Annotated in this window: 25 protein-coding genes; 16 read left to right on the top strand and 9 right to left on the bottom strand. The window is 25.3% G+C overall.

Annotation, left to right across the window (positions count from 1 at the left end; translation table 11 throughout):
* Positions 1–70 precede the first annotated feature (70 nt).
* Positions 71–1069 (bottom strand): hypothetical protein, encoded by a 999-nt coding sequence (locus tag ADFLV_RS08265; protein WP_129010678.1) that lies wholly within the window; start codon positions 1067–1069, stop codon positions 71–73.
* A 134-nt stretch (positions 1070–1203) separates the two neighbouring features.
* Between ADFLV_RS08265 and rraA the strand changes: the two genes are divergently transcribed.
* Genes rraA through ovoA form a run of 4 tightly spaced genes read left to right on the top strand, consistent with a single transcriptional unit; the run spans position 1204 to position 6588 of the window.
* Entirely contained in the window at positions 1204–1683 is a 480-nt protein-coding gene (gene rraA / locus ADFLV_RS08260; protein ID WP_129010680.1) for a ribonuclease E activity regulator RraA, read from the top strand.
* A gap of 2 nt (positions 1684–1685) precedes the next feature.
* Complete coding sequence (locus ADFLV_RS08255; RefSeq protein ID WP_129010682.1) at positions 1686–2252, top strand: gamma-glutamylcyclotransferase; 567 nt, start codon at positions 1686–1688, stop codon at positions 2250–2252.
* The gene (locus ADFLV_RS08250; protein WP_129010684.1) at positions 2253–4475 is read left to right on the top strand and encodes a tetratricopeptide repeat protein; all 2223 of its coding nucleotides are present in this window, start codon (positions 2253–2255) and stop codon (positions 4473–4475) included. It begins immediately after the preceding gene.
* A gap of 22 nt (positions 4476–4497) precedes the next feature.
* Positions 4498–6588: a 5-histidylcysteine sulfoxide synthase gene (gene ovoA, locus ADFLV_RS08245; protein ID WP_129010686.1), complete on the top strand. Its 2091-nt coding sequence runs from the start codon at positions 4498–4500 to the stop codon at positions 6586–6588.
* 4 nt (positions 6589–6592) lie between these two features.
* On the opposite strand, the gene ADFLV_RS08240 is transcribed toward ovoA, so the two are convergent.
* On the bottom strand, positions 6593–7165 hold the full coding sequence (locus ADFLV_RS08240) for a hypothetical protein (RefSeq protein ID WP_129010688.1): 573 nt from the start codon (positions 7163–7165) through the stop codon (positions 6593–6595).
* Between the two features lie 56 nt (positions 7166–7221).
* Here ADFLV_RS08240 and ADFLV_RS08235 point away from each other — a divergent pair, with 56 nt between their 5' ends.
* Complete coding sequence (locus ADFLV_RS08235) at positions 7222–8442, top strand: ComEC/Rec2 family competence protein (RefSeq protein WP_129010764.1); 1221 nt, start codon at positions 7222–7224, stop codon at positions 8440–8442.
* On the opposite strand, the gene ADFLV_RS08230 is transcribed toward ADFLV_RS08235, so the two are convergent.
* From ADFLV_RS08230 to tatB, 4 genes are read right to left on the bottom strand one after another with little or no spacing between them, the layout of a single operon-like run.
* Positions 8431–9171, bottom strand: coding sequence for a 3'-5' exonuclease (locus ADFLV_RS08230; RefSeq protein ID WP_129010690.1), 741 nt, complete (start codon positions 9169–9171; stop codon positions 8431–8433). The two genes, ADFLV_RS08235 and ADFLV_RS08230, sit on opposite strands and share 12 nt — an antisense overlap.
* Before the next feature lie 9 nt (positions 9172–9180).
* Positions 9181–10203: a tRNA preQ1(34) S-adenosylmethionine ribosyltransferase-isomerase QueA gene (gene queA / locus ADFLV_RS08225; RefSeq protein ID WP_129010692.1), complete on the bottom strand. Its 1023-nt coding sequence runs from the start codon at positions 10201–10203 to the stop codon at positions 9181–9183.
* A gap of 2 nt (positions 10204–10205) precedes the next feature.
* Positions 10206–10934 carry a twin-arginine translocase subunit TatC gene (gene tatC, locus ADFLV_RS08220; RefSeq protein ID WP_129010694.1) on the bottom strand — a complete coding sequence of 243 codons (729 nt, stop codon included), beginning with the start codon at positions 10932–10934 and terminating at the stop codon, positions 10206–10208.
* A complete protein-coding gene (tatB, locus tag ADFLV_RS08215) occupies positions 10934–11314 on the bottom strand; it encodes a Sec-independent protein translocase protein TatB (protein ID WP_129010696.1) in 381 nt (126 codons plus the stop codon). Before tatB ends, tatC begins: the two co-directional genes overlap by 1 nt.
* 90 nt (positions 11315–11404) lie before the next feature.
* On the opposite strand from tatB, the gene ADFLV_RS08210 reads away from it, so the two are divergent.
* From ADFLV_RS08210 to ADFLV_RS08175, 8 genes are read left to right on the top strand one after another with little or no spacing between them, the layout of a single operon-like run.
* Positions 11405–12160 carry a TerB family tellurite resistance protein gene (locus tag ADFLV_RS08210; protein WP_129010698.1) on the top strand — a complete coding sequence of 252 codons (756 nt, stop codon included), beginning with the start codon at positions 11405–11407 and terminating at the stop codon, positions 12158–12160.
* 3 nt (positions 12161–12163) lie between these two features.
* Complete coding sequence (locus tag ADFLV_RS08205) at positions 12164–12394, top strand: (2Fe-2S)-binding protein (RefSeq protein ID WP_014474289.1); 231 nt, start codon at positions 12164–12166, stop codon at positions 12392–12394.
* Positions 12394–12624: a (2Fe-2S)-binding protein gene (locus ADFLV_RS08200; protein ID WP_129010700.1), complete on the top strand. Its 231-nt coding sequence runs from the start codon at positions 12394–12396 to the stop codon at positions 12622–12624. Before ADFLV_RS08205 ends, ADFLV_RS08200 begins: the two co-directional genes overlap by 1 nt.
* 2 nt (positions 12625–12626) lie before the next feature.
* Entirely contained in the window at positions 12627–12839 is a 213-nt protein-coding gene (locus tag ADFLV_RS08195) for a hypothetical protein (RefSeq protein WP_014474287.1), read from the top strand.
* A gap of 21 nt (positions 12840–12860) precedes the next feature.
* Positions 12861–13622 carry an NAD+ synthase gene (locus tag ADFLV_RS08190; RefSeq protein ID WP_014474286.1) on the top strand — a complete coding sequence of 254 codons (762 nt, stop codon included), beginning with the start codon at positions 12861–12863 and terminating at the stop codon, positions 13620–13622.
* 3 nt (positions 13623–13625) lie between these two features.
* Positions 13626–14765: a DegT/DnrJ/EryC1/StrS family aminotransferase gene (locus tag ADFLV_RS08185; protein WP_014474285.1), complete on the top strand. Its 1140-nt coding sequence runs from the start codon at positions 13626–13628 to the stop codon at positions 14763–14765.
* 6 nt (positions 14766–14771) lie between these two features.
* On the top strand, positions 14772–15725 hold the full coding sequence (locus tag ADFLV_RS08180) for a tetraacyldisaccharide 4'-kinase (RefSeq protein WP_129010702.1): 954 nt from the start codon (positions 14772–14774) through the stop codon (positions 15723–15725).
* Positions 15726–15727: 2 nt separating this feature from the next.
* A complete protein-coding gene (locus ADFLV_RS08175; protein WP_129010704.1) occupies positions 15728–15928 on the top strand; it encodes a PLDc N-terminal domain-containing protein in 201 nt (66 codons plus the stop codon).
* Positions 15929–15944: 16 nt separating this feature from the next.
* Here the strand turns inward: ADFLV_RS08175 and hemN are convergent, their stop codons facing one another.
* A complete protein-coding gene (hemN, locus tag ADFLV_RS08170) occupies positions 15945–17312 on the bottom strand; it encodes an oxygen-independent coproporphyrinogen III oxidase (RefSeq protein ID WP_129010706.1) in 1368 nt (455 codons plus the stop codon).
* Positions 17312–18241, bottom strand: a complete 930-nt coding sequence (gene argF, locus ADFLV_RS08165; protein WP_014474281.1) for an ornithine carbamoyltransferase — start codon at positions 18239–18241, stop codon at positions 17312–17314. The genes hemN and argF overlap by 1 nt, the downstream gene beginning before the upstream one ends.
* Before the next feature lie 211 nt (positions 18242–18452).
* Between argF and ADFLV_RS08160 the strand changes: the two genes are divergently transcribed.
* From ADFLV_RS08160 to ADFLV_RS08150, 3 genes are read left to right on the top strand one after another with little or no spacing between them, the layout of a single operon-like run.
* Positions 18453–20591: a ribonucleoside triphosphate reductase gene (locus tag ADFLV_RS08160; protein ID WP_129010708.1), complete on the top strand. Its 2139-nt coding sequence runs from the start codon at positions 18453–18455 to the stop codon at positions 20589–20591.
* Positions 20569–20733 (top strand): anaerobic ribonucleoside-triphosphate reductase, encoded by a 165-nt coding sequence (gene nrdD, locus ADFLV_RS15235; protein WP_129010710.1) that lies wholly within the window; start codon positions 20569–20571, stop codon positions 20731–20733. Before ADFLV_RS08160 ends, nrdD begins: the two co-directional genes overlap by 23 nt.
* Positions 20684–21388 (top strand): anaerobic ribonucleoside-triphosphate reductase activating protein, encoded by a 705-nt coding sequence (locus tag ADFLV_RS08150; protein ID WP_268812258.1) that lies wholly within the window; start codon positions 20684–20686, stop codon positions 21386–21388. Before nrdD ends, ADFLV_RS08150 begins: the two co-directional genes overlap by 50 nt.
* Here the strand turns inward: ADFLV_RS08150 and ADFLV_RS08145 are convergent.
* Positions 21365–22042, bottom strand: a complete 678-nt coding sequence (locus ADFLV_RS08145) for a response regulator transcription factor (protein WP_129010712.1) — start codon at positions 22040–22042, stop codon at positions 21365–21367. The genes ADFLV_RS08150 and ADFLV_RS08145 overlap by 24 nt on opposite strands.
* Between the last annotated feature and the right edge of the window lie 2 nt (positions 22043–22044).

Raw genomic sequence — 22044 nt, 5'->3', positions numbered from 1 at the left:
TATTTATAATAAAAATTTAATATACAAAAATATTGGTTAAAAGTTCTTAAATAGGGAATTTATCCCTATTTTATGGAAGTTGTGACTTAGCTTTTATTTTTTCTTCTAAATTAATATTTGTACGATTAATCCCATAATTGATTAAATCTAAATATTCAATATTTGAAGTGAGAGTTTTTGCTTGATTATATAAATTATTTGCAATTTCAAGTTTTCCATAAGCTTCATAGATTAAAGCTAGATTATAGATTACTTCAAAACTTTTTTGATTTAATTCTTTATCTAAAATTTCAAGTTCGGCTTTTGCAATATCTAATCTAGTATCTTCAATTAGATTTACAATGTTTTCAAATCTATTTCTTTGTTCTTTTGTATATATTGGATTCTCATCATCTAATTCTTCGATAATATTGATATTGAAATAGACATAATGAGGAGAAATGTCATCCAAAATATCGCTAGATATTTCATCTGCAATTTGAGAATTTATTCTATGTTTATCAAAAGATAATCTTGTATGTGGAAAATAAGGAAATGAATAGGGTGGTCTATCATAACATTCAGTTTCATTACTTGATTTATCATAAGTTTTTGAAAAAATTACACTGTTGTTTATAGGTTTTATAACTTGAATATTTGTTGTAACATTATATGTTCTATTTTCACAAGGGATATATCTAATAGCATATTCTATACAATGCTTTGTTTTACTTTTTTCATCATATCTATAAAATCTACATCTTGAATAATCTATTTCATTTCTATAATATGTTTGAAAAGCAACTGAAGAATTTAAAACTTCTCCTGTAATTATTGCATCAGTTCCAAAAATATCATTTTTTAGTGTAAAAACTCTTTGATTATCTACAATTTTATTTGCTATTTTATTTTTTAAACTTATTGTTTGATTTACATCATCATTTCTGAATCTTTCAACAAGAACTGTATTTATTTTTTCTTTTTCAATTTTTGAAGGATGTAAAGTTCTTACAGTTAATTTTTTAGCACTACAGCCACTTAAAAAATATGATAAAAATATTAATAAAAAAATTTGGAATAAATTTTTCATAAAAATCCTTTTTGTAATAAAAAATTATAACTTATTAGTATAAATAATGTGTAATTATTACTAAATAAGAATAATTTAATTCTAAAATGAGATAATATTATCATTTAATAAATATTATAGTTAAGGATAGTTTTATGGGATTTTTTACAGCAGATTTATGCGATGAGTTTAGTGAAAAAGTACAAATTTTAGGACCAGATTTTAAATCGTATGGTGGAAATAAAAAGTTTAAGGGTGAAGTTATTACTGTAAAACTAGAAAAAAATAATAAAGATTTAGCAACATTTTTAAAAAACAATGATGGAACTGGAAAAGTTGTAGTTGTTGATGTAAATATGAGATATTTTGCAGTAGTTGGAGATAATCTAATGAAATTTGCAGCAGATAATAAATATGAAGGAATAATTGTAAATGGTTATGTAAGAGATACAATCAATACAAAAGATTTTGAACTTGGTCTTGTTGCAAAAGGAACTTGTCCAAGAAAATATATTCCAGTTCAAGATGGGCAAATTGGTGTTCCTTTAGTTATTGATGATGTGGAAATTTATCCAGGTGATTATATTTATGTTGATGTTGATGGAATAGTAATTTGTAAAGAAAAATTGGTTTAATTATGTATCTTTTTGGTTTTGGCTCACTAATAAATCTTTCTAGTGCTCAAAAATCTTTTAAAAGAGTTTTATCTCAAAAAGATTTACTTCCTGTGAAAATTAAAGGTTATGAGAGAATTTGGAATGCCGTAGAATCTATACAATTTGAAGGGGAAGATGAATCTATAAATGGAGTTTTTTTAAATATTAAAAAAAGTGAAAACTCTACTTTATATGGTGTAATGATTGAAATATCTGATGAAGAGTTAGAAATTTTAAAGCTAAGAGAAAAAAATTATAGTTGTATAACTATAAAAAAAGAAGATGTTTTAAATTTAGATGTAAAAGCTGATTTGATAGCTTTTATGACTACAAGAGAAGATAAATTAGCAAAAACTGGTGATAAAAACTCTTTTATACCAGAAAAATACACACAAATAGTAAAAGATGCATTAAAAAATTATGATGTGGATTTTAATAAAGATTTTGAAAGAATTTTCGAAAATTATCCTTTTATTCTAAAAAATGGAAATTATAGTTTTACTGATCCAATTCAAAATAAAGCTGCACGTGAAGGAACTAAAAGTTAAATGAAGCAAAATAGTTGTTTTATTCATATTTCAAAACTTTGTAATTCAAAAAGAAAAACAAAAGAAGATAGTTGTATCACAAAGAAAAATAATAGTTTATATGTAACATATTGTGAAAACGATAGTTTAGATAAGTTTGAAGCAGATATAAATTTACTTGCTGGAACTTCTTCTTTTTTATATTTTTTGAAAAAAAGATTTATAGCAACTTTTATTTCAGTTATTTCAGTTCTTGTGATTTTAATAGCTTTATTATCTGTATCAATTTATGAAGATTTTTTAAAGAAGATGATATTTGAAATGCCTTCTGCTTGGGAATTTAATGATTATATATCTTTTATTTTTGTTTTTGTTTTCTTTTTAGGATTATTGATGATGCCATCAATTTTAGATGGTGAAGGAAATGAATTTAAAACTTTGATTTCATCTTGGTTTAATAAAGATATTAGAAAATTAAGAAAACTAGAATTGGCTCTTTCAAATTTTGATAAAAAGATGGAAATTCATCTTTATAATTTTGATTTAGAAGATAGTGAACATTGGATTTGGAAGATATTTACAAGTAGAGTTGTAAATAGATTTTCAAATATAAATTTTTATATCAGAAATGATAAATTACAAACAATTATAAAAAGAGTAAATAAATTTGAAATATTAAATTTAGAAGTAATAAAATCAGAAAAAATACCTAAAAAATGTGATGTAGAAATTCTATTAAGCGCAAAAGAACAAAAACTTTATTCTTTAATGCAACTATGTTCAACAGTTATTGCAAAACAAAGAGATAAAAAGACTTTTATATCATTGGAGCTTTTTGAATATTGTGGAAAGAACTTCATAAAAGAAGAAAATGATTCAAAAAATCAACTGATTTTTGGTTTTCAAAATTTTATAAATAGAAGTTTTGATGATTTTAAATTTTTAGTTCAAGAAAAGTCTTTACAAGTTTTTTTCACACAAAATGTAATCTTTAAAGATTTAAGTGAAGAGGAAAAACGTCTTGCTTATTATCTTAGAAACCATATTGAAGAGTGTATTGAAAGATTTGAAAATCCTATATCTCTTTTGATTTTATATTATTACGTAAAAGATATAGTTTTAGATAAAAGAAGAACTATAAAAATTTTAGAAAAATTTATAAGTTCAATCAAAAATAAACAACAATATGAATTAATAAATTTTTATTGGTTTGAAATTGCTGGTTATATGTTTGATTTCAATGATGTAAATACTTTTGAAAGTTCAAATAACTCTTATTATAGAAAGATTTCAATAGATGCTTTAAATGATTTAGCATTTTTATTTGAGAGAAATGGGCACTTTGAACAAGCAATACTTTTAAATCAATATTTATATGAAATTAATCCAAATAAATATGCTTTAAATATCTGTTCTTTATATGAAAGAATGGGAAAATTTGAACAAGCTTATGATAGTTTACCAAAAGAGTTAAATTTAGGAAAAAGTTCAAAACCAACAGATATTGAAATCAGATATTATCAAAGAAAAGCTGCATGGATAATAATCTCTCAAAGAAATGAAGCTTTAAAAGAAGAAGCAATAGAGTCTTTAAATAAATTAGAAACATTACTATTTTCTCATAGTGAAGATAATGAACCATTATGGTTATGGCATTTTTACAATATAAAAGCAAATCTAAAAGAGTGGGAAGAAAATTATGATGAAGCAATAGTTTTCTATAAAAAATGTTTATCAATACCAACTCTTGGAGCTTTTGAATATGGAGCAACATTTGTAAATATGGCTATTTCTTATAGATGTAAATATATAGAACAAGAAATAAAAGATGAAAAAATCATTGATAAATCAATCAAATATGGAAAACTAGGAATGATTCTGAAAGAATCTGTTGGAGATAGGGATGAAATGCCTATTGTTTTACATAATTTTGCATTAAATGTGTTATATAAAATTTTGAATTCTTTTTCATTGAATTTATGTAATGAAGTTTTAAATGCAACAAATGATGCTTTAGAAATTCTTGAACAAACAAAATCAGTAAAAAGATTAGGAATGGTTTTAATAGAGAATTATATTTCAAAAACTCTTTTAAAAATAGAAGTAAATGATGTAGTTTTAAAACTTGAAAATTACATTTCATTTTTAGGAGAAAGTGAGTTGAACCAACTATTAAATATATACAAAGAGTTTGAAAAAAACAATAAAATAAAAAAATTAGAATTTTTAGATAGATTAATTTGAATAAGAGTATAAAAGGAAATGAATGAATTATATAAAAGATAGCGTAAATTTAAGTACGGGCACAATTGAAGAAAAAAGAGTTGAAATTAAAAAGCAGTTTTTACAAACTTATGAATTGGATGAAAAACTTTTTGATTTATTGAAAGAAAAAAAATTTATTTATGAACAAGCAAATAGATTAAGACATCCACTTATTTTTTATTACGGACATACTGCAACTTTTTTCATAAATAAATTAGTTTTAGCAAATATTTTAAAACATAGAGTAAATAAAGAGTTTGAATCAATTTTTGCTATTGGTGTTGATGAAATGAGTTGGGATGATTTAAATTCTGGGAATTATAAATGGCCAACTTTTGAGGAAATAAAAGAGTATAGAGCAAAAGTAAAAGAAATAATTTTAGATTTAATTGAAAATATAGAGTTTACAATGCCAATAAATTGGGATTCACCTATGTGGATTATTTTGATGGGAATTGAACATGAAAATATTCATATTGAAACTAGTTCTGTATTACTTCGAGAATTAGATATAAAATATTTAAAAGAAGATGAATTATTTAAATATTCAAATGAATTTTCTCAAAATTATCCTACAAATGAGTTAATTGATGTAAAAGGTAATACAGTTATTTTACAAAAAGATAGAAAAAATCCAATTTTTTATGGTTGGGATAATGAATTTTCATATCATAAAGCATTTATAAAAGATTTCCAAGCTTCAAAATATCTTGTTTCAAATGGTGAATACTTAGAGTTTGTAAAAGAGGGTGGATATAATAAACCTGAATTTTTTTCAAAAGAAGGAAGGGAATGGTTAGATTTTACACAAGCAAAATATCCGATATTTTGGATAAAAAAAGATGCTAATTATTTCTTAAGAGAGATAAATAGAATAATTCCTCTTCCTCTTAATTATCCAGTTGATGTAAATTTATATGAAGCAGAAGCTTTTTGTAAATATAAATCTTCAAAACTAGGATTTGAAGTTAGACTTCCAAGTGAAGATGAATATTATAGACTTTATGATTTTGTAGATGCTCAGAATAAAGATGCAAATATTGGACTTAAACAGTTTAATCAAAGTAGAGTTGATAAATATAAATTTGATGAGTTTTATGATGTTGTTGGTAATGTTTGGCAATGGAGTTTAACTCCAACTTATCCTTTTGATGATTTTATCACACATCCTATTTATGACGATTTTACAACTCCAACTTTTGATGATAGACATGCTTTAATGAAAGGTGGTTCATTTATAAGTTTAGGAAATGAAACATTAAAAGAAGCAAGATATGCTTTTAGAAAACACTTTTTTCAGCATGCTGGATTTAGATATGTAAAATCTTCTAATGAATATAGAACAAAACTGAATAATAATGTTTATGAAACAGATGAATTAATTTCTCAATATTGTGAATTTCATTATGCTGATGGAAATTTTGGAGTTAAAAACTTTTGTGTAAATTCTGTTGAATTATTAAAACCGTATGTAAATGGTTTAAAAACATCTAAAGCACTTGATTTAGGTTGTTCAGTAGGGCGAGCTTCTTTTGAGCTAGCAAAACTTTATGATGAAGTATTAGGGATTGATTTTAGTGCAAACTTTATAAATGTCGGTGTTAAACTAAAACTTTATGATTCTTTGATTTATAAAATTAAAAAAGAGGGTGAATTATTTGAAGAAAAATCTATCTCTTTAAAAGAGTTAAATTTAGAAAATATTAAAAATAAAGTAACTTTTATGCAAGGTGATGCTTGTAATTTAAAGGATATTTATACAGGCTATGATTTAGTATTTTGTTCAAATTTAATAGATAGATTATATTATCCTCAAAGATTTTTAGATGATATTCCATCACGGGTAAATAAAGATGGGTTACTTGTTCTTTTGAGTCCTTATACTTGGCTTGAAGATTATACACCAAAAGAGAATTGGTTAGGTGGATTTATAAAAGATAATAAAGAAGTAACTACATTTGAAACTTTAAGAGAAAACTTATCTTTAGAGTTTGAATTACTTGATACTTTAGATGTTCCTTTTGTAATAAAAGAGACAAATAGAAAATATCAACATACAATTTCACAGATGTCAATTTGGAAGAAAAAATAGAGTTTTATACTCTATTTTTTTGTTTTAGTTGTTCTAGAAGTTTTAATTGTTCACTTGAGCTAATACTTAATAACGGGTTCTCTTTTAAAGAAGTACCATTTTCATTAAGTGTAAAATTATTTTTTAATCCATTTATTTTTTCTTCAATTTCTTTTTGAAGTGGTAAAAAACTATTTGAATCTTCATCAATATTTTTAACTGATCTTCCTGTTGCTTTTTCTTGTGCTTCAATCAAAGTTGTTTTTAAATCTTTTAGTGTTGATTCTATTTGACTTAATGTTAAATTTCCATCAGATGACTTTCTTTTTTTTAGTGTTTCTAATTTTTCTAGAAGTTCTTTGATTCTTTCTAATTCACTTTCTGTAAATCCTGTTTTTAATAAGGATAATAAATCTTTAACTAAAGCCTCTCTTTCTTCTTTTTCATCATTTTTTATTTTTATATTTTTTTGTTTATCTTCGTTTTTTTCTTCAATTAAAGATTCAAAAGAATTATTTAAAATTTCATCTTTATCTTTTGATAAAAGTGTATCTTTTGATGTTGTATTGAATAATGAAGTAGAGTTTGTTATTTGCATGAAAAAGCCTTTCAGATGATTTTTTATGTATAATAATCTTTATGATTATTAATAAAATGAAAAATAAACAAATTGTAACAATTTTATTCTTATTTTCACTATTTTTATTAAATATTTCTATTGAATATAGTAAATATTTAGATTTAGTTGATGAAGAAATTTATGAAACAAAAGTTGAAGTTCTAAATATTTATAATAAAGAAGAATTTAATATTTTGAGATTAAAGGCAGATAATTATGATTTTTTTACAAATATTGATAAAAAAGAAGATGTAAAAAAATCTGATTTATTAAATATTATTTTTATTTCAAAAAATATTAGTTTTTTAGATTATCTAAAAGGTTTTTATACAAAAACTATTTCTTTTGATATCTTAGAAAAATCTCCTTTATTTAGGGATAAAATTGTGCAAAAAATAGATTCAAATCATCAAAATGAGATGATAAAGGAACTATTCCAAGCTTTGTTTTTAGCAATTCTAATTTCAAAAGATTTAAGGGATATTTGTACAAATTACAGTATAAGTCACTTAATTGCATTAAGTGGTTTTCATCTTGTGGTTTTATCTTTTGTTATTTATTGGTTATTATATTTTCCTTATTCTTTTTTACATAAAAAGTATTTTTTATATAGAAATAAAAAATATGATTTACTTTTGATTACAATTTTGTTTCTTTTTTGTTATTTACTTTTAACTGGAATAGTTCCTTCACTTTTAAGAGCTTTTGTGATGTTTTGTTTAGGTATTTTTTTACTTCGCTCAAATATAAAAATTTTATCTTTTGAAACTCTCTTTTTTACAGCTTTAATTGTAATATCTTTATTTCCTAAATATCTTTTTTCTTTAGGATTTTGGTTTTCAATTATTGCTGTTTTTTATATCTTTTTATATCTTCAATATTTTAGTTTTAAAAATAGATTGATCCATCTTTTTTTATTTAATATTTGGATGTTTTTGATTTTTAATCCAATAGTTCATTATTATTTTCCTCAAACGTCATATATACAGTTTTTATCACCAATAATTACAATTTTTTTTAGCTTTTTTTATCCTTTTGAGATTTTTGCACATATTTTTAATTTTGCTATTTATTTTGATGGCTTTATTAAATATTTTTTGGATTTTAAGATGTTTGTTTATGAAGTCAAAACACCTTTTTATTTTTTTATTATTTATTTGATTTTCTCATTTCTTTCAATATTTAATAAAAAGGCGTTTTATATTTTAAATTTTTTGATGATGGTATTTAATCTATTTTTATATTTAAGATTTTAAAACTTTATCTAAAGTATATTTTAAATCTTCATCTAGTTCCATACTTGTTCTCATCCAGTTTAGATAATTTGTATCTATCTTTGCAACTTCTTCTACATCTTTACCTTTGTATTTTCCAAATTTGAAAGTTTTGATAAAAACAGGAGTTTTTGTCAAATCCACAAGTTTTTCAATTGGATTATAATCAGGATAAATTTCTCTACATCTTCCTACAAGTTTTGTTAAAAAAAGTTTCATTACAAGTACATCACCAATTGCATCATGAGCTTTTATAGTGATATTATGTTTTGATGCTTCAATTTCTTCTACTTTATATAGTTCAAGTGCATATCTTATATATTGAAGTCTATGATAAGGAAGTTCAGGAAATAGATGTTTTGCACATCTTAAAGTGTCAATAATTTGATATTGATTTACAAATCCCTCTTTTTTTATCATTCCCATATCAAAAGAGATATTATGTGCTATTAAAAAATTTTCATTAGAATTTAATTCTTCTAATCTCTTATAAAAACTCGTTTCAGTAGCTTTTGGTTTTCCTATTAACAAATTAGGAGTTATATTATGAACTTCCATCGCTTCAAGTTTAATTTCAACATCACTTGAACAAAATTCATCAAAAGCTTCAACTTTTCCTTTTTGATCAACAATCATAGCACCAAATTGAATAACTCTATCTTCTTCTTGGTTTCCTGTTGTTTCTGTATCAAATAGTACGTAATATGCCATTTTTGTCCTTTAAATTATTAACATACCATCACCATAAGAGTAAAATCTATATTTCTCTTTTATAGCTTCATGGTAAATTTCAAGTGTTTTTTCTAATCCTACAAAAGATGCAATAAGCATAATTAGTGTAGATTTTGGTAAATGAAAATTTGTAAGTAAATAATCAACTTTTATTGGCTGATTTGATGGATTTAAAAACAAATCACATTCACCTTGAATTTTATTTGTTCTTGCATAGTATTCAATAGTTCTTGTAACAGTTGTACCTACAGCTAAAACTTTTTTTGCATTATCTAAAGCTTTTTTTGCTTCAATACCTATTTCAAAATATTCACTATGCATTGGATGATTTAAAATCTCATCCACATCAACTGGTTTAAAAGTTCCAGCACCAACATGAAGTGTAAGATAATTTACATCATATTTATTATTAATTTTTTCCAATAGTTCAGGTGTAAAATGAAGTGAAGCTGTAGGAGCTGCAACTGCTCCATAATTTTTAGCAAACAAAGTTTGATAATCTTTTTCATCCTCTTTTTCATCTTCTCTATTCATATATGGAGGAAGTGGAAGATGACCAATCTTATTTAAGATTTCAACAAGCTCTAAAAAATCTAGGTTTTTGTCTTCTTTAAAAAATTTAACAACTCTTGTTCCATCTTCATTTAATTCAATTACTTCTGCAATTAAATCTTTATCAAAAAATAGTTTTGTTCCAATTTTTACTTTACCTCTTATCATTACAAGGTATCTATCCATAAAAAGAGGTTTATTTAAAAGAAGTTCAATTTTACCACCTGATTCTTTTTCTCCAAAGATTCTAGCTTTTATAACTTTTGTGTCATTTAAAAAAATAGATAAATCAGAAGGTAAAACTTCAATAAGATTTTTAAATGTTGTATGAGTGATTTTATTTTCTTTTCTATTATAAACCAAAAGTCTAGCACTATCTGCTGGACTTACTGGTTTTGTTGCAATTAATTCTTTTGGTAAATCATAATCATAACTTGAAGTTTTAAGAGGGTCTAACAATTTTATTCTTCCTCTTCTTCTTTTACAGCTGGATTAAATATTTTTGCTACATAAATAGAAATTCCATATAATAAAATAAGTGGACCAGCCATTAAAAATTGAGTTAAAACATCAGGAGGTGTTAAAAGTGCAGCAATTATAAATATAAGCACAACTGCATATCTAAAAAAATCTTTTAGCATTTTATCATCAACAAGTCCAATCTTTGCAAAGAAAAATGTAATAACTGGTAATTCAAAAGCAATCCCAAATCCAATTAATAATTTAGTAAAAAAACTTACATATGCACCAATACTTGGTAGTACAGTAACAACAGCAGAACCAAAATTTACTAAAAATTCAAATCCAAAAGGAACAACAATATAATAAGCAAATGATCCTCCAATTGTAAACATTAATGTTGCAAAAAATACAAATGGAATAACAAGTTTTTTTTCATGATCATAAAGTCCAGGAGCTAAGAACAACCACATTTGCCAAAAAATTACAGGTAGTGAAAAAACAAATCCTGTAAAAAAAGCAACTTTTAATGCAGTGAAAAATGTTTCTTGAAGTTCAACTGCAACCATATGTGAATTTTTAGGAAGTACGGCTTCAACAGGAACCATCATCCAGTTTAATATTGGTTCATAAAAAGAAAAACATACAAAAAACATTGCAACAATAGTTAAAGTAGATATTACAAGCCTTTTTCTTAAATCTGCAATATGTGGTTTTAAATCTTCAAACATTAGGCATTTTCCTCTTTATTATCTAATTTTTCTTTTGATTTATTCTCTTTTTTAAATGAAACTTTTTCTGTTTTTCCTTTTATTGAATCATCTTTTAAATCATCTTTTAAAATTTCATTTAATCCTAAATCAATTTTAGAATCAAGAGATAATGAAGCTTTAGTCTCTTCTATTTGAGATTTAAATTTATTTGCTTCTGATTTCATTTCTGAAATATTTAATTCGTTATCTAATGTAGATTTAGCATCTGCAAGACCTGTTTTAAATTTATTGATAAATTTTGCAATTTGAACCATTGCTTCAGGCAATTTGTCAGGTCCTAGTGCGATAACTGCAATTATTGCAATTAGTAAGATTTCCATAAAGCCCATTCCAAACATTTGTAACTCCATTGTCTATTTAAAGGGAGAGATTTTACCTAAAATTTGTTAAAATCAACCAAAAATTAAAACTAGAATATAAGGGAAAATATGGAATTAGTAGTTTTAGCAGTTGTAATTGCAATTTTATTTTTTATAGGAAAAAACTATAAAACAGAAGAGTTTAAAAATATAAATTTAAAAAGAAAAGAGATATTTGAAGGTGATTTATTACACCACGAAGCAGGACTTTTAGTAGCTTTAATGGCAAAAGTTGCAAAAGCCGATGGAAAAGTTAGTGAACTTGAAGCTGAACTTTTAAAACATACATTTAATGATATCTCAAGTCATTTTGAAAATTTTGAAGAAGTGAGAACTAAATTAAAGAATTTATATGAAACAGAGAAACAAAGTTTTGATAATCTTATTGTAATTAGCGAAAAATTATATGCTTTAACAAGAAATGATTATAATAAACGTTTAAAAATCATGGAATATCTAATAAATTTAGCATTTATTGATAAAGAGTTTTCAAATACGGAAAAGATGATAACAGAAGATATTTCAAATGCATTAAAAATCAAAAAAGAAGATTTTGATAGATTAGTTTCAACGTTCGAAGCTTTTTATGCTCAACAAGCTTCAAATAAAGCTACAAGTTTAGAAAAAGCTTATGAAATTTTACAGTCAACACCAAATGACGATGCAGTAACATTAAAGAAAAATTATAGAAATTTAGTAAAAAAACATCATCCAGATATTATAGCAGGACAAGGAGCTAGTCAAAATATTATTGATGAAGCTACAAAAAAACTTCAAGAGATAAATGAAGCATATGAAATCATCAAAAAAGATAAAGGTTTATAAAAATTGCTAAATTTTCCTAAAACTTATGAAGTATGTAACTGTAAAAAAGTTACAATTGCACAAATTGAAGATGCAATAATCACTCAAAATGCAAAAACTCTTAGAGATATTCAAGATATTACAACTGCTGGAACTGATTGTAGATTTTGTATATTTGAAGAGGCTGATTTTGGAAAAATTAAGAAAAAGATATATTGTAAAGATATTTTAAATAGTGAAAAAGAAGGAATTTGATGGCTAGAAGTTTCCCTCACTCTTTTGTGGTTTGTAATTGTAAACATGTAACTTTAGGTGAAATCATTTATTCAATTAAAGAAAAAGGTGCAAAAACTCTTGAAGATTTATCTAAATTAACAGACGCTGGAAGTTGTTGTAAATCTTGTCAAAATTCACAAAGTGATATTGGTGTTGAAAAAATGGAACTATATTTAGAAGAAATTTTAAATAAATTTAATAAAGAATAATTATGAAAGAAATATTAATAGAAAATATAAAAGAGTTAATCAAAATAAATCCAAATGATAGTATTGAAATAAATCCTAAATACCTTGAATACTTTGATGAAGAAGAACTTTTGAATATTCAAAAAGAGTTAGAATTAAGAAAAGAAAACATATCTAAAATAAGTAATAATTATTTAGATGAAATTTATGAAAAAACAAAAAAAGATGAGATATAATTACTTAATAAAGGATTAAAAATGATAAATTGGGAAAAAATTAAGCAAGATTTAATCTTATTTTTAAAAGATGAAGTTGCTAAAACAGGGCTTAAAAAAGTAACTGTAGGACTTTCAGGAGGTTTAGACTCAGCTGTTGTTGCTATTTTATGTAAAGAAGCTTTTGGTGATAATTTAAACTGCGTATTAATGCCATCACAATTTTCATCAAAAAGTTCAACAGAACATGCAATTGAAGTATGCGAGAAATTCAATATCAAATATGAAATTATCTCGATTGAACCAATGGTTAGTGCATTTATAAAAAATATGGATGAAGATAAACTTAGAATTGGAAATTTCTCTGCAAGAATGAGAATGTCAGTTTTATATGATGTATCTTCAAGAGAAAAATCACTTGTTGTTGGAACTTCAAATAGAAGTGAATTACTTTTAGGTTATGGAACTATTTTTGGAGATATTGCTTGTGCAATTAATCCAATAGGAGAGATTTATAAAAGTGATGAGTTTGAATTTGCAAAATATTTAAAAATTCCTGAATCTATTTTAGGAAAAGCACCAAGTGCAGATTTATGGGAAGGTCAAAGTGATGAATCAGAATTGGGTCATACTTATAAAGAAATGGATGATTTATTAAAAGCAATGATTGATGAGAATAAATCAAAAGATGAATTAATAAAACTAGGTTTTGATGAACCTTTTATTGATAAAATAGATTATAGAGTAAAAGCAAACTCATTTAAAGGTAAATTACCAACAATAGCTAAAATAAGGTGGAATTGATAAATGGCAAAAAATATTGCAATATATAAAGCAACAATTGATAATGATGAATTTAATCAAATTAAATCAGTTTTGGATTCAAAAAACGACTTATCAAAAGTTTTAGAATTTGAAGATGGAATAAAAAAATATATTGGTGCAAAATATGCTATTGCAACTGCTACATCTACAGCTGCTGTTCATTTAGCACTAAGTGCTATTAAACTTAAAAGAGGAGATAAGATTTTAATGTCTGTAAACTCTTTTATAAATCTTCCTGAAGTTGTAAGACATTTTGATGCGGAACCAATTTTTATTGATATTAATATGGAAGATATGAATATTGATATTGATAAATTTGAAGAAGCCTTGGCAAATAATGATTCTAAAAAATTAAGAGGAGCTATTATTACATTTATTGGTGGTCAAGCTCCTGATTTAGATAGAATTTATGATATTGTAGAAAAATATGGAATTATTTTAATAGAAGATTGTAGAGCATCTTTAGGTGCAACTTATAAAGGGAAAAAAGTTGGAAATTTAAGAGCTGATATGACAATTTTTTCAACAAATCCATCTCCTTCAAAATATGCGATCAGTAGATCTGGAGTTATTGTAACAAATAATGAAGAGATAGCAAATCGTGCAAAACTTCTAAGAACACACGCACTTACAACTGCATATGATAGTTATGGAAACTTAGATTACGTATATGATGTTGTTGATATTGGTCATAAATATGATTTATCTGAACTTGATGCAGCTTATGCGTTAGCACAATTAAATAAAACAGATAGATTTATAAAAAGAAGAAAAGAGATAGCTAAACTTTATGAAAAAAGATTATCAAATGTAAAACATATCACAATCTTACCTCATAAAGATGAACATATTTTTACTCAATTTATCATCAAAATTTCTAGAAATAGAGATGCTTTTGCAAGAGCATTAAAAGAAAGAGGAGTATCAACTGGACTTAATTATATTCCATTACATCTTTTATCTTATTACAAAACAAAATATTCAATAAAAATTACAGCATTTCCTAATGCTTTAAATAACTATCAACAAATTTTATCACTTCCTATATATGCAGGGCTTAGTGATGAAGATGTAAACTATGTATGTGACCAAGTAATTGAAGTTGCATCACAATGGGTTTAATTTAGTTTGAAACAAAAATTTTACTTATGGATTGAAGAGTATCTCTTCTTTCCAAATAACTTTCAAAAACTTATCTCTTTTTTATTATTACCTTTAACTTTTATTTATATGCTAATTATTCTTACAAAAAGGGCAATGGCAAAACAAATAGAGTTTGGAATACCAATTATTTCTGTTGGAAATATTATTGTTGGTGGTAGTGGAAAAACTCCTGTAACAATAAATCTTGCTTCAAAGTATGAAGATGTTTGTATAATTTTAAGAGGTTATGGAAGAGCTTCAAAAGGTTTACAAATAGTAAGTTTAAGAGGAAAAATAGAAGTTGATGTAAAAACAAGTGGTGATGAAGCTATGCTTTTAGCAAACTCTTTACCAAAAGCAACTGTAATTGTAAGTGAAAATAGGGTAACTGCAATTTTAAAAGCAAAAGAATTAGGTTGCAAAATCATATTTTTAGATGATGGATTTTCAAAATATCATATTTCAAAATTCAATATTCTTTTAAGACCAAAAGATGAACCTACAAATATTTTTTGTTTACCAAGTGGTGGATATAGAGAACCAAAAGGTTTTTATGCTCAAGCAGATATAGAACTACTTGAAGGAAAAGATTTTAAAAGAGTTATTACTATAAAAAAAGATGGAAATATTGAAGAACTTCCAAATAATACTCTTTTAATAACGGCAATTTCAAAACCTAAAAGATTATTGGAATATCTACCAAAAGATATAAAAATGATAAGTTTTCCAGATCATCATACTTTTACAAAAGAGGAAATTTCACAAATTCAAAAAGAGTATAAAGATTATGCTATTTTAACTACAGGAAAAGATTTGGTAAAATTAAAAGAGTTTAATATAAAAAATCTTTATTTAATGGATTTAGAGATAAAAATTGATGAAAATGTTGATTTTTCTTTAATGAATGAATATATAGAGAGTTTTAAAAAAGGAGTTTAAAAATGATGGGTATTTTAATGTCTTCTTTTATGATGGTATTTGTAGTTTTTACTTTTGTTTTATATATTTACATTTTAATAGATATTTTAAAACACGAATTTACTGGGTATAACAAAATTATTTGGATTTTAGTACTGATTTTTTTCCCCGTTATTGGAGCAATTTTATATCTAGTTTTTGGAAGAGGGCAACGAATAAAGTAGCTGAAAAGCCACTTTATTAGATAGTTTTAGAAAATCTTCTTTTTTCTTCAGGAATTTTATTTAAATATGCATCAAAAGGCATACAAATATTTCTAATAAGCATAGTTCCTGTTTGTGAAACTTCAATTTTATCATCACTTATTTTTACAAGTTCTGCATCTTCAAACTCTTTTAAAGCTTCTAGTGCATCACTAAAATAATCTTTAAAGTCTATTTTAAATTGTTCTTCAACTCTTGTAATATTTAAAGAGAAGTTACTCATAAGTTCCATGATTACAAATTGTCTTAATTGGTCATCATCACTTAATCTATAACCTTTAAATACTGGTAAATCTCCATTATCAATTGCATTTTCCCAAGGTTCTAAATCTTTGAAATTTTGTGCATAATAATCAACACCATTTCCAATAGATGTAAGACCAATCCCTATTAAGTCTGCACCTCCTTTAGTTGTGTAACCTTGGAAATTTCTATGTAATTCACCTTTTTCTATAGCTTTAAATAATTCATCTTCTGGTTTTGCAAAGTGGTCCATTCCAACCATTTTATAACCATTTGATGTAAAGAAATCAATAGTATCTTTTAACATCTCTAGTTTAACTTGAGGTTTTGGAAAAGTTGTTTCATCAAATTTTCTCATAGTCTTCATAAGCCAAGGAACATGAGCATAATTAAATACTGCAAATCTATCAGTATTAAGTGTAATCATTTTTTCTAAAGTTTTTTTGAAACTCTCTCTTGTTTGAAAAGGTAATCCATAAATTAAGTCCGTATTTACAGAGTGAATTCCAGCTTCTCTTGCTATTTTAATTACATTTTGAGTTAATTCAAATGGTTGAATTCTATGAATAGTTTTTTGAACCTCTTCATCTAAATCTTGAACTCCAAAACTCAAACGATTACAACCACCAGCTTTTAAAACATTCATATGTTCAACAGTAAAATATCTTGGGTCTACTTCGCAAGAAATTTCTGCATCGGCACTAAAGTTTGGGAAAATCTCTTTAATTGCAGTTATAACTTCTTCAAGTTGAGAAGGAGAGAAATAAGTAGGTGTTCCTCCTCCAAAATGCATTTGTGTTACAACTCTTTTTGTATTTAGATGATTTTTTAAGATATTTAACTCTTTTTTTAAATACTCAATATATCTAGTTTTTTTATCTTCTTTTGAAGTAAAAATTGTATTACAACCACAAAAATAACATGCACTTCTACAAAATGGCATATGAATATAAAGTGATAATGCTCTATCATCACTTTGATTTTTGTAATACTCTTTTAAATCTTCTTGTGTGAAAGTTTCACTAAACTCAGGGGCTGTTGGATATGAAGTATATCTAGGCCCTGGTTTTGAATATTTTACAAACTTAGCGAAGTCTATCATTATTTCTCGTCTCTTTTTCTATCTAGCCAAACCATTACACCTTTTTGTGCATGTAATCTATTTTCAGCTTCTTCAAAAATAAGACTTTGAGAACTTTCCATTACTTCATCACTAACTTCATAACCTCTATATGCAGGTAAACAATGTAAGAAAATAGCTTTATCTTGTGCTAATTTCATCATATTTGAATCTACCATATATCCAGCAAAATCTTTTACTCTTATCTCTTTTTGCTCTTCTTGTCCCATAGAAACCCAAGTATCAGTTGTAACTACAGTTGAGCCTTTTATTGCTTCTTTTGGATCATTTGTGATAGTGATTTTTGCACCACTTAATTTTGCCATTTCTAAAGATTTTGCCAAAATAGTTGCATCTACTTCATAACCTTTAGGAGTTGCAATTCTAAGTTCAAAACCTAATTTAGCTGATAAGTTCAGCCATGAATGAGCCATATTATTACCATCACCAACATAAGCCACAACTAAATCTTTATCAAGACCAGCTTCTTGGATAGTCATATAATCAGCCATAAGTTGAACAGGGTGGTACTCATTTGTTAAACCATTTATTACAGGAACTTTTGAATATTTTGCAAATTCTTCGATTTTAGATTGTTCAAAAGTTCTAATCATCACCATATCTACCATTCTAGAAATTACTCTAGATGTATCACTCATAGGTTCACCTCTACCTAATTGGATATCATTTGATGAAAGAAATAAACCAATACCACCTAACTGATAAATACCTGTTTCAAAAGATACTCTTGTTCTTGTAGAGCTTTTTTCAAAAATCATACCTAATGTTTTTTTAGGCATATAATCTTTAAATTCTCTTCTTTTAGTCTCTTCTTTGATTTGTTTAGCTAAAGCAAGTATTTCTAAAATCTCTTCTTTAGTATAATCAGCCAATGTTAAGAAATGTCTCATTTTATTTCCTCTGTAATTAATAAAAACAAACATTCTATTTAATTTAACTTTAGAATATCTTAAAATTTTGAAAAATTAAGGATAAAAAATATTCAAATTAAAATTTATTATTAAAAAGACTCCCATAAAATGACACTTTTGTGACAAAAATGCTTATATCTTATTAAGAACAACTCATCTAGAATTACAAATCTATTGAAAGGAAAAAATAATGATAGTTGATATATTAAAAAGAGATGGAACTAAACAAAAATTTGAATCTTATAAAATAGAAGATGCTATAAAAAAGGCTTTTAAAAGTGTAAATAACAAATATGATATTTCGGTATTTTTTAATGTTCTATTTGAATTAAAGTGTAAAAGAGTAGTTGCTGTTGAAGATATTCAAGATATTATTGAAAAAGAGCTTTATAAAGCAAGATATTTTGAAGTTATGAAATCATTTATTTTATATAGACATCTTCATAAAATTCAAAGAGAACAGATTTTACAAATAAATGATGATACAACATATATAAACTCAACACAAACAATAGAAGAGTATATATCTGGAAATGATTGGAGAATAAAAGCAAATTCAAATACAGGATATTCTCACGCTGGACTTATAAACAATAGTGCTGGAAAAATCATAGCAAATTATTGGCTTGATAAAGTTTATACAAAAGAACAAGGATATGCCCATAGAAATGGAGATTATCATATACATGATTTGGATTGTTTGAGTGGGTATTGTGCTGGTTGGAGTTTAAGAATTTTACTTGATGAGGGATTTAATAAAGTGCGAGGAAGAGTTGAAAGTGATGCACCAAATCATTTTAGAGAAGCTTTGGGGCAAATGGCAAATTTTTTAGGAATACTTCAAAGTGAATGGGCAGGTGCTCAAGCTTTTAGTTCTTTTGATACATATCTTGCTCCTTATGTTTTCAAAGATAAACTTGAATATAAAGAGATAAAAAAAGCAATTAGAAGTTTTATTTATAATCTTAACGTTCCTGCACGTTGGGGACAAAGTCCATTTACAAATATTACTATTGATTGGACTGTTCCAAGTGATTTGAAAGAGCAAATTCCAACAAGAAATCAAAAACATCTATTTAAAGATTTTTATGATGAAGAGCTTTTTTTAGAGATTCAAAAAAAAGGTTTAAGTTCATTTGAACAATTAACTTATAAAGATTTTCAAAAAGAGATGAACCTAATAAATAAAGCCTATTATGAAGTAATGACAAAGGGTGATAAAACAGGACAACCTTTTACTTTTCCAATTCCAACTGTTAATATAACAGAAGATTTTGATTGGTATGGAGAAAATACAGATTTACTTTTTGAGAACACATCAAAAATAGGAAGTTCTTATTTTCAAAATTTTATAGGAAGTCAATATAAAAAAGATGAAAAGGGAAATTTAATACAAAACGAACAAGCCTATAAACCAGGACATGTAAGAAGTATGTGTTGTAGATTGCAACTTGATTTAAGGGAACTTCTAAAACGAGGTGGAGGTTTGTTCGGTAGTGCTGAAATGACTGGAAGTATTGGAGTTGTAACAATCAATATGGCAAGACTTGGATACTTATATAAAAATGATATAAATGGTTTATTAAACAGATTAGAAGAGTTAATGGATTTAGCAAAAGAGAGTTTAGAAATAAAACGTAAATTTATAAATAGTATGTATGAAAAAGGACTTTATCCTTATACAAAAAGGTATTTAAAGAGTTTTAATAACCATTTTTCGACTATTGGAGTAAATGGTATGAATGAGATGTTAAAAAACTATTTTCTCAAAGAGAGTGACAAGCACAAGGGTGAAAATATTGATATTTCTACAAAAATAGGAAATCAATTTTGTATTGAAATATTAGATTTTATGAGAGATAAAATGGTCAAATTTCAAGAAGAAACTGGAAATCTATATAACCTTGAAGCAACACCAGCAGAAGGAACAACTTATAGATTTGCAAAAGAGGATAAAAAAAGATACAAAGATATTATTCAAGCTGGCTTTGATAAAAATATTTATTATACCAACTCTTCTCAACTTCCAGTTGATTTTACAGAAGACCCATTTGAAGCCTTGGAATTACAAGATGAATTACAATGCAAATATACAGGTGGAACAGTGCTTCATCTTTATATGAGAGAAAAAATTTCATCACTTGAAGCTTGTAGAAAATTTGTAAAAAATGTAATTTCAAATTTTAGATTACCTTATATAACTGTAACTCCTGTATTTTCTATTTGTGAAATTCATGGATATATTGAAGGTGAGCATGAGTTTTGCCCAAAATGTGATGAAGAGATTTTAAAAAAGGAGTTAAAAGATGACAAATCAAGAATTGCTTGAGAAAAATATGAAAAAAAGAACTAAATGTATAATATATACTAGAGTTATGGGTTATCATAGACCAATTGAAAGCTTTAATATAGGAAAAAAAGGTGAACACAAACAAAGAGTTAAATTTACTGAATCAAAAACTAATTTATGATTTTACAAAATTTACAACAACGGATTATGTAGGACACTTATCTTGCATAATCTGGTTTATAAAGTGTAATTTTAGATGTTTGTATTGTTATAATAATAGTTTAGTTTATACAAAAGAAGGAGATTATAGTTTTTTAGAAATTTTAGAGTTTCTAAAATCAAGAGTTGGTTTACTTGATGCCGTTGTTTTAAGTGGTGGAGAAGCTAGTTTATATGACTTAGAAATTTTTTGTAAAAAAATAAAAGAGTTAGGTTTTAAAATAAAACTTGATACAAATGGAACAAATCTAAATTTAGTAAAGAATTTAACAAAAAAAGGATTGGTTGATTTTATAGCTATTGATTTTAAAGCTCCAAAATATAAATTTTCTCAAATAACAGCAACTAATTTTTATGAAAAAGTCATAGTTACTATAAAATATCTAATAAAAATAGGCTTTTATTTTGAACTAAGAACTACAATAAATACAAGGCTTTTAGATGAAAAAGATATAAATTCTATGATAAAAACTATTAGTTGTTTAAATTATAAAGGTATTTATTATTTACAAAACTTTATAGAAACCTCATCAAATATAGGAAATATCAAAAAAAGTAGGCTTATAGATAAAAGTTTAATTGATAGTAAAAATTTAGTTATTCAATACAGAAATTAAATAGCCTTGTCCTGAAATATTTTCAATCAAATCTTTAGAAGTTTTTAGACGTAATCGTTTTATAAAGGTTCTTAATCTTTCATCATTTACCTCTTCATTCCAAAGAGAAGTTTTTATAGTTTGGGTTTTAACTATTGAGTTTTTGTTTTTTAAGAGTAAATATATAAACTCTTTTTCCCTTTTTGTTAGATTTATTAATAGTTCATTTTTATGTAAAGAGAAGCTATTGTTATCAAAAATAAAATCATCTTTTAGTATTGAAATCTTTTGTTTTTCTATTTTTATTGAGAGCTTCTTTATATGTTCTATTACTTCATCTGGGTCAAAAGGTTTGATAAAATATTTATTTATTCCAACATCTATAGCTTTTAAAAGTTTTTCTTTATCAGAGTGTGCACTTAACACAATTATAGGAATATTAGAATCAATCTCTTTGATTTTTATAGTCATATCCAAACCATCAAGTTTTGGCATCATAATATCAGTGATTATAATATCAGGTTTAAAACTTTTGTATTTTTTTAACCCTTCAGTTCCATCTTTTGCAATAACTACTTTATAAAATGAATCATTTATTGCCTCTTTTAAAAGTTGAGCTAATCTTTTTTCATCTTCAACTATTAAGATTTTTAGAGTTTTTAATATATCTTGCATTT

The sequence above is a fragment of the Arcobacter defluvii genome (assembly GCF_013201725.1).
In the GTDB taxonomy this organism is placed as follows: Bacteria; Campylobacterota; Campylobacteria; order Campylobacterales; family Arcobacteraceae; genus Aliarcobacter; species Aliarcobacter defluvii.
The sequence above is the reverse complement of the archived record's forward strand: the minus strand, read 5'-3'. Positions and strand labels throughout refer to the sequence as shown.

Excerpts from the sequence above, each read along its gene's own strand:
- ADFLV_RS08265 (WP_129010678.1), bottom strand. The coding sequence starts at position 1,069 with ATGAAAAATTTATTCCAAATTTTTTTATTAATATTTTTATCATATTTT.
- rraA (WP_129010680.1), top strand. The coding sequence starts at position 1,204 with ATGGGATTTTTTACAGCAGATTTATGCGATGAGTTTAGTGAAAAAGTA.
- ADFLV_RS08255 (WP_129010682.1), top strand. The coding sequence starts at position 1,686 with ATGTATCTTTTTGGTTTTGGCTCACTAATAAATCTTTCTAGTGCTCAA.
- ADFLV_RS08250 (WP_129010684.1), top strand. The coding sequence starts at position 2,253 with ATGAAGCAAAATAGTTGTTTTATTCATATTTCAAAACTTTGTAATTCA.
- ovoA (WP_129010686.1), top strand. The coding sequence starts at position 4,498 with ATGAATTATATAAAAGATAGCGTAAATTTAAGTACGGGCACAATTGAA.
- ADFLV_RS08240 (WP_129010688.1), bottom strand. The coding sequence starts at position 7,165 with ATGCAAATAACAAACTCTACTTCATTATTCAATACAACATCAAAAGAT.
- ADFLV_RS08235 (WP_129010764.1), top strand. The coding sequence starts at position 7,222 with ATGAAAAATAAACAAATTGTAACAATTTTATTCTTATTTTCACTATTT.
- ADFLV_RS08230 (WP_129010690.1), bottom strand. The coding sequence starts at position 9,171 with ATGGCATATTACGTACTATTTGATACAGAAACAACAGGAAACCAAGAA.
- tatC (WP_129010694.1), bottom strand. The coding sequence starts at position 10,934 with ATGTTTGAAGATTTAAAACCACATATTGCAGATTTAAGAAAAAGGCTT.
- tatB (WP_129010696.1), bottom strand. The coding sequence starts at position 11,314 with ATGTTTGGAATGGGCTTTATGGAAATCTTACTAATTGCAATAATTGCA.
- ADFLV_RS08210 (WP_129010698.1), top strand. The coding sequence starts at position 11,405 with ATGGAATTAGTAGTTTTAGCAGTTGTAATTGCAATTTTATTTTTTATA.
- ADFLV_RS08200 (WP_129010700.1), top strand. The coding sequence starts at position 12,394 with ATGGCTAGAAGTTTCCCTCACTCTTTTGTGGTTTGTAATTGTAAACAT.
- ADFLV_RS08195 (WP_014474287.1), top strand. The coding sequence starts at position 12,627 with ATGAAAGAAATATTAATAGAAAATATAAAAGAGTTAATCAAAATAAAT.
- ADFLV_RS08190 (WP_014474286.1), top strand. The coding sequence starts at position 12,861 with ATGATAAATTGGGAAAAAATTAAGCAAGATTTAATCTTATTTTTAAAA.
- ADFLV_RS08185 (WP_014474285.1), top strand. The coding sequence starts at position 13,626 with ATGGCAAAAAATATTGCAATATATAAAGCAACAATTGATAATGATGAA.
- ADFLV_RS08175 (WP_129010704.1), top strand. The coding sequence starts at position 15,728 with ATGATGGGTATTTTAATGTCTTCTTTTATGATGGTATTTGTAGTTTTT.
- hemN (WP_129010706.1), bottom strand. The coding sequence starts at position 17,312 with ATGATAGACTTCGCTAAGTTTGTAAAATATTCAAAACCAGGGCCTAGA.
- argF (WP_014474281.1), bottom strand. The coding sequence starts at position 18,241 with ATGAGACATTTCTTAACATTGGCTGATTATACTAAAGAAGAGATTTTA.
- ADFLV_RS08160 (WP_129010708.1), top strand. The coding sequence starts at position 18,453 with ATGATAGTTGATATATTAAAAAGAGATGGAACTAAACAAAAATTTGAA.
- nrdD (WP_129010710.1), top strand. The coding sequence starts at position 20,569 with ATGACAAATCAAGAATTGCTTGAGAAAAATATGAAAAAAAGAACTAAA.
- ADFLV_RS08145 (WP_129010712.1), bottom strand. The coding sequence starts at position 22,042 with ATGCAAGATATATTAAAAACTCTAAAAATCTTAATAGTTGAAGATGAA.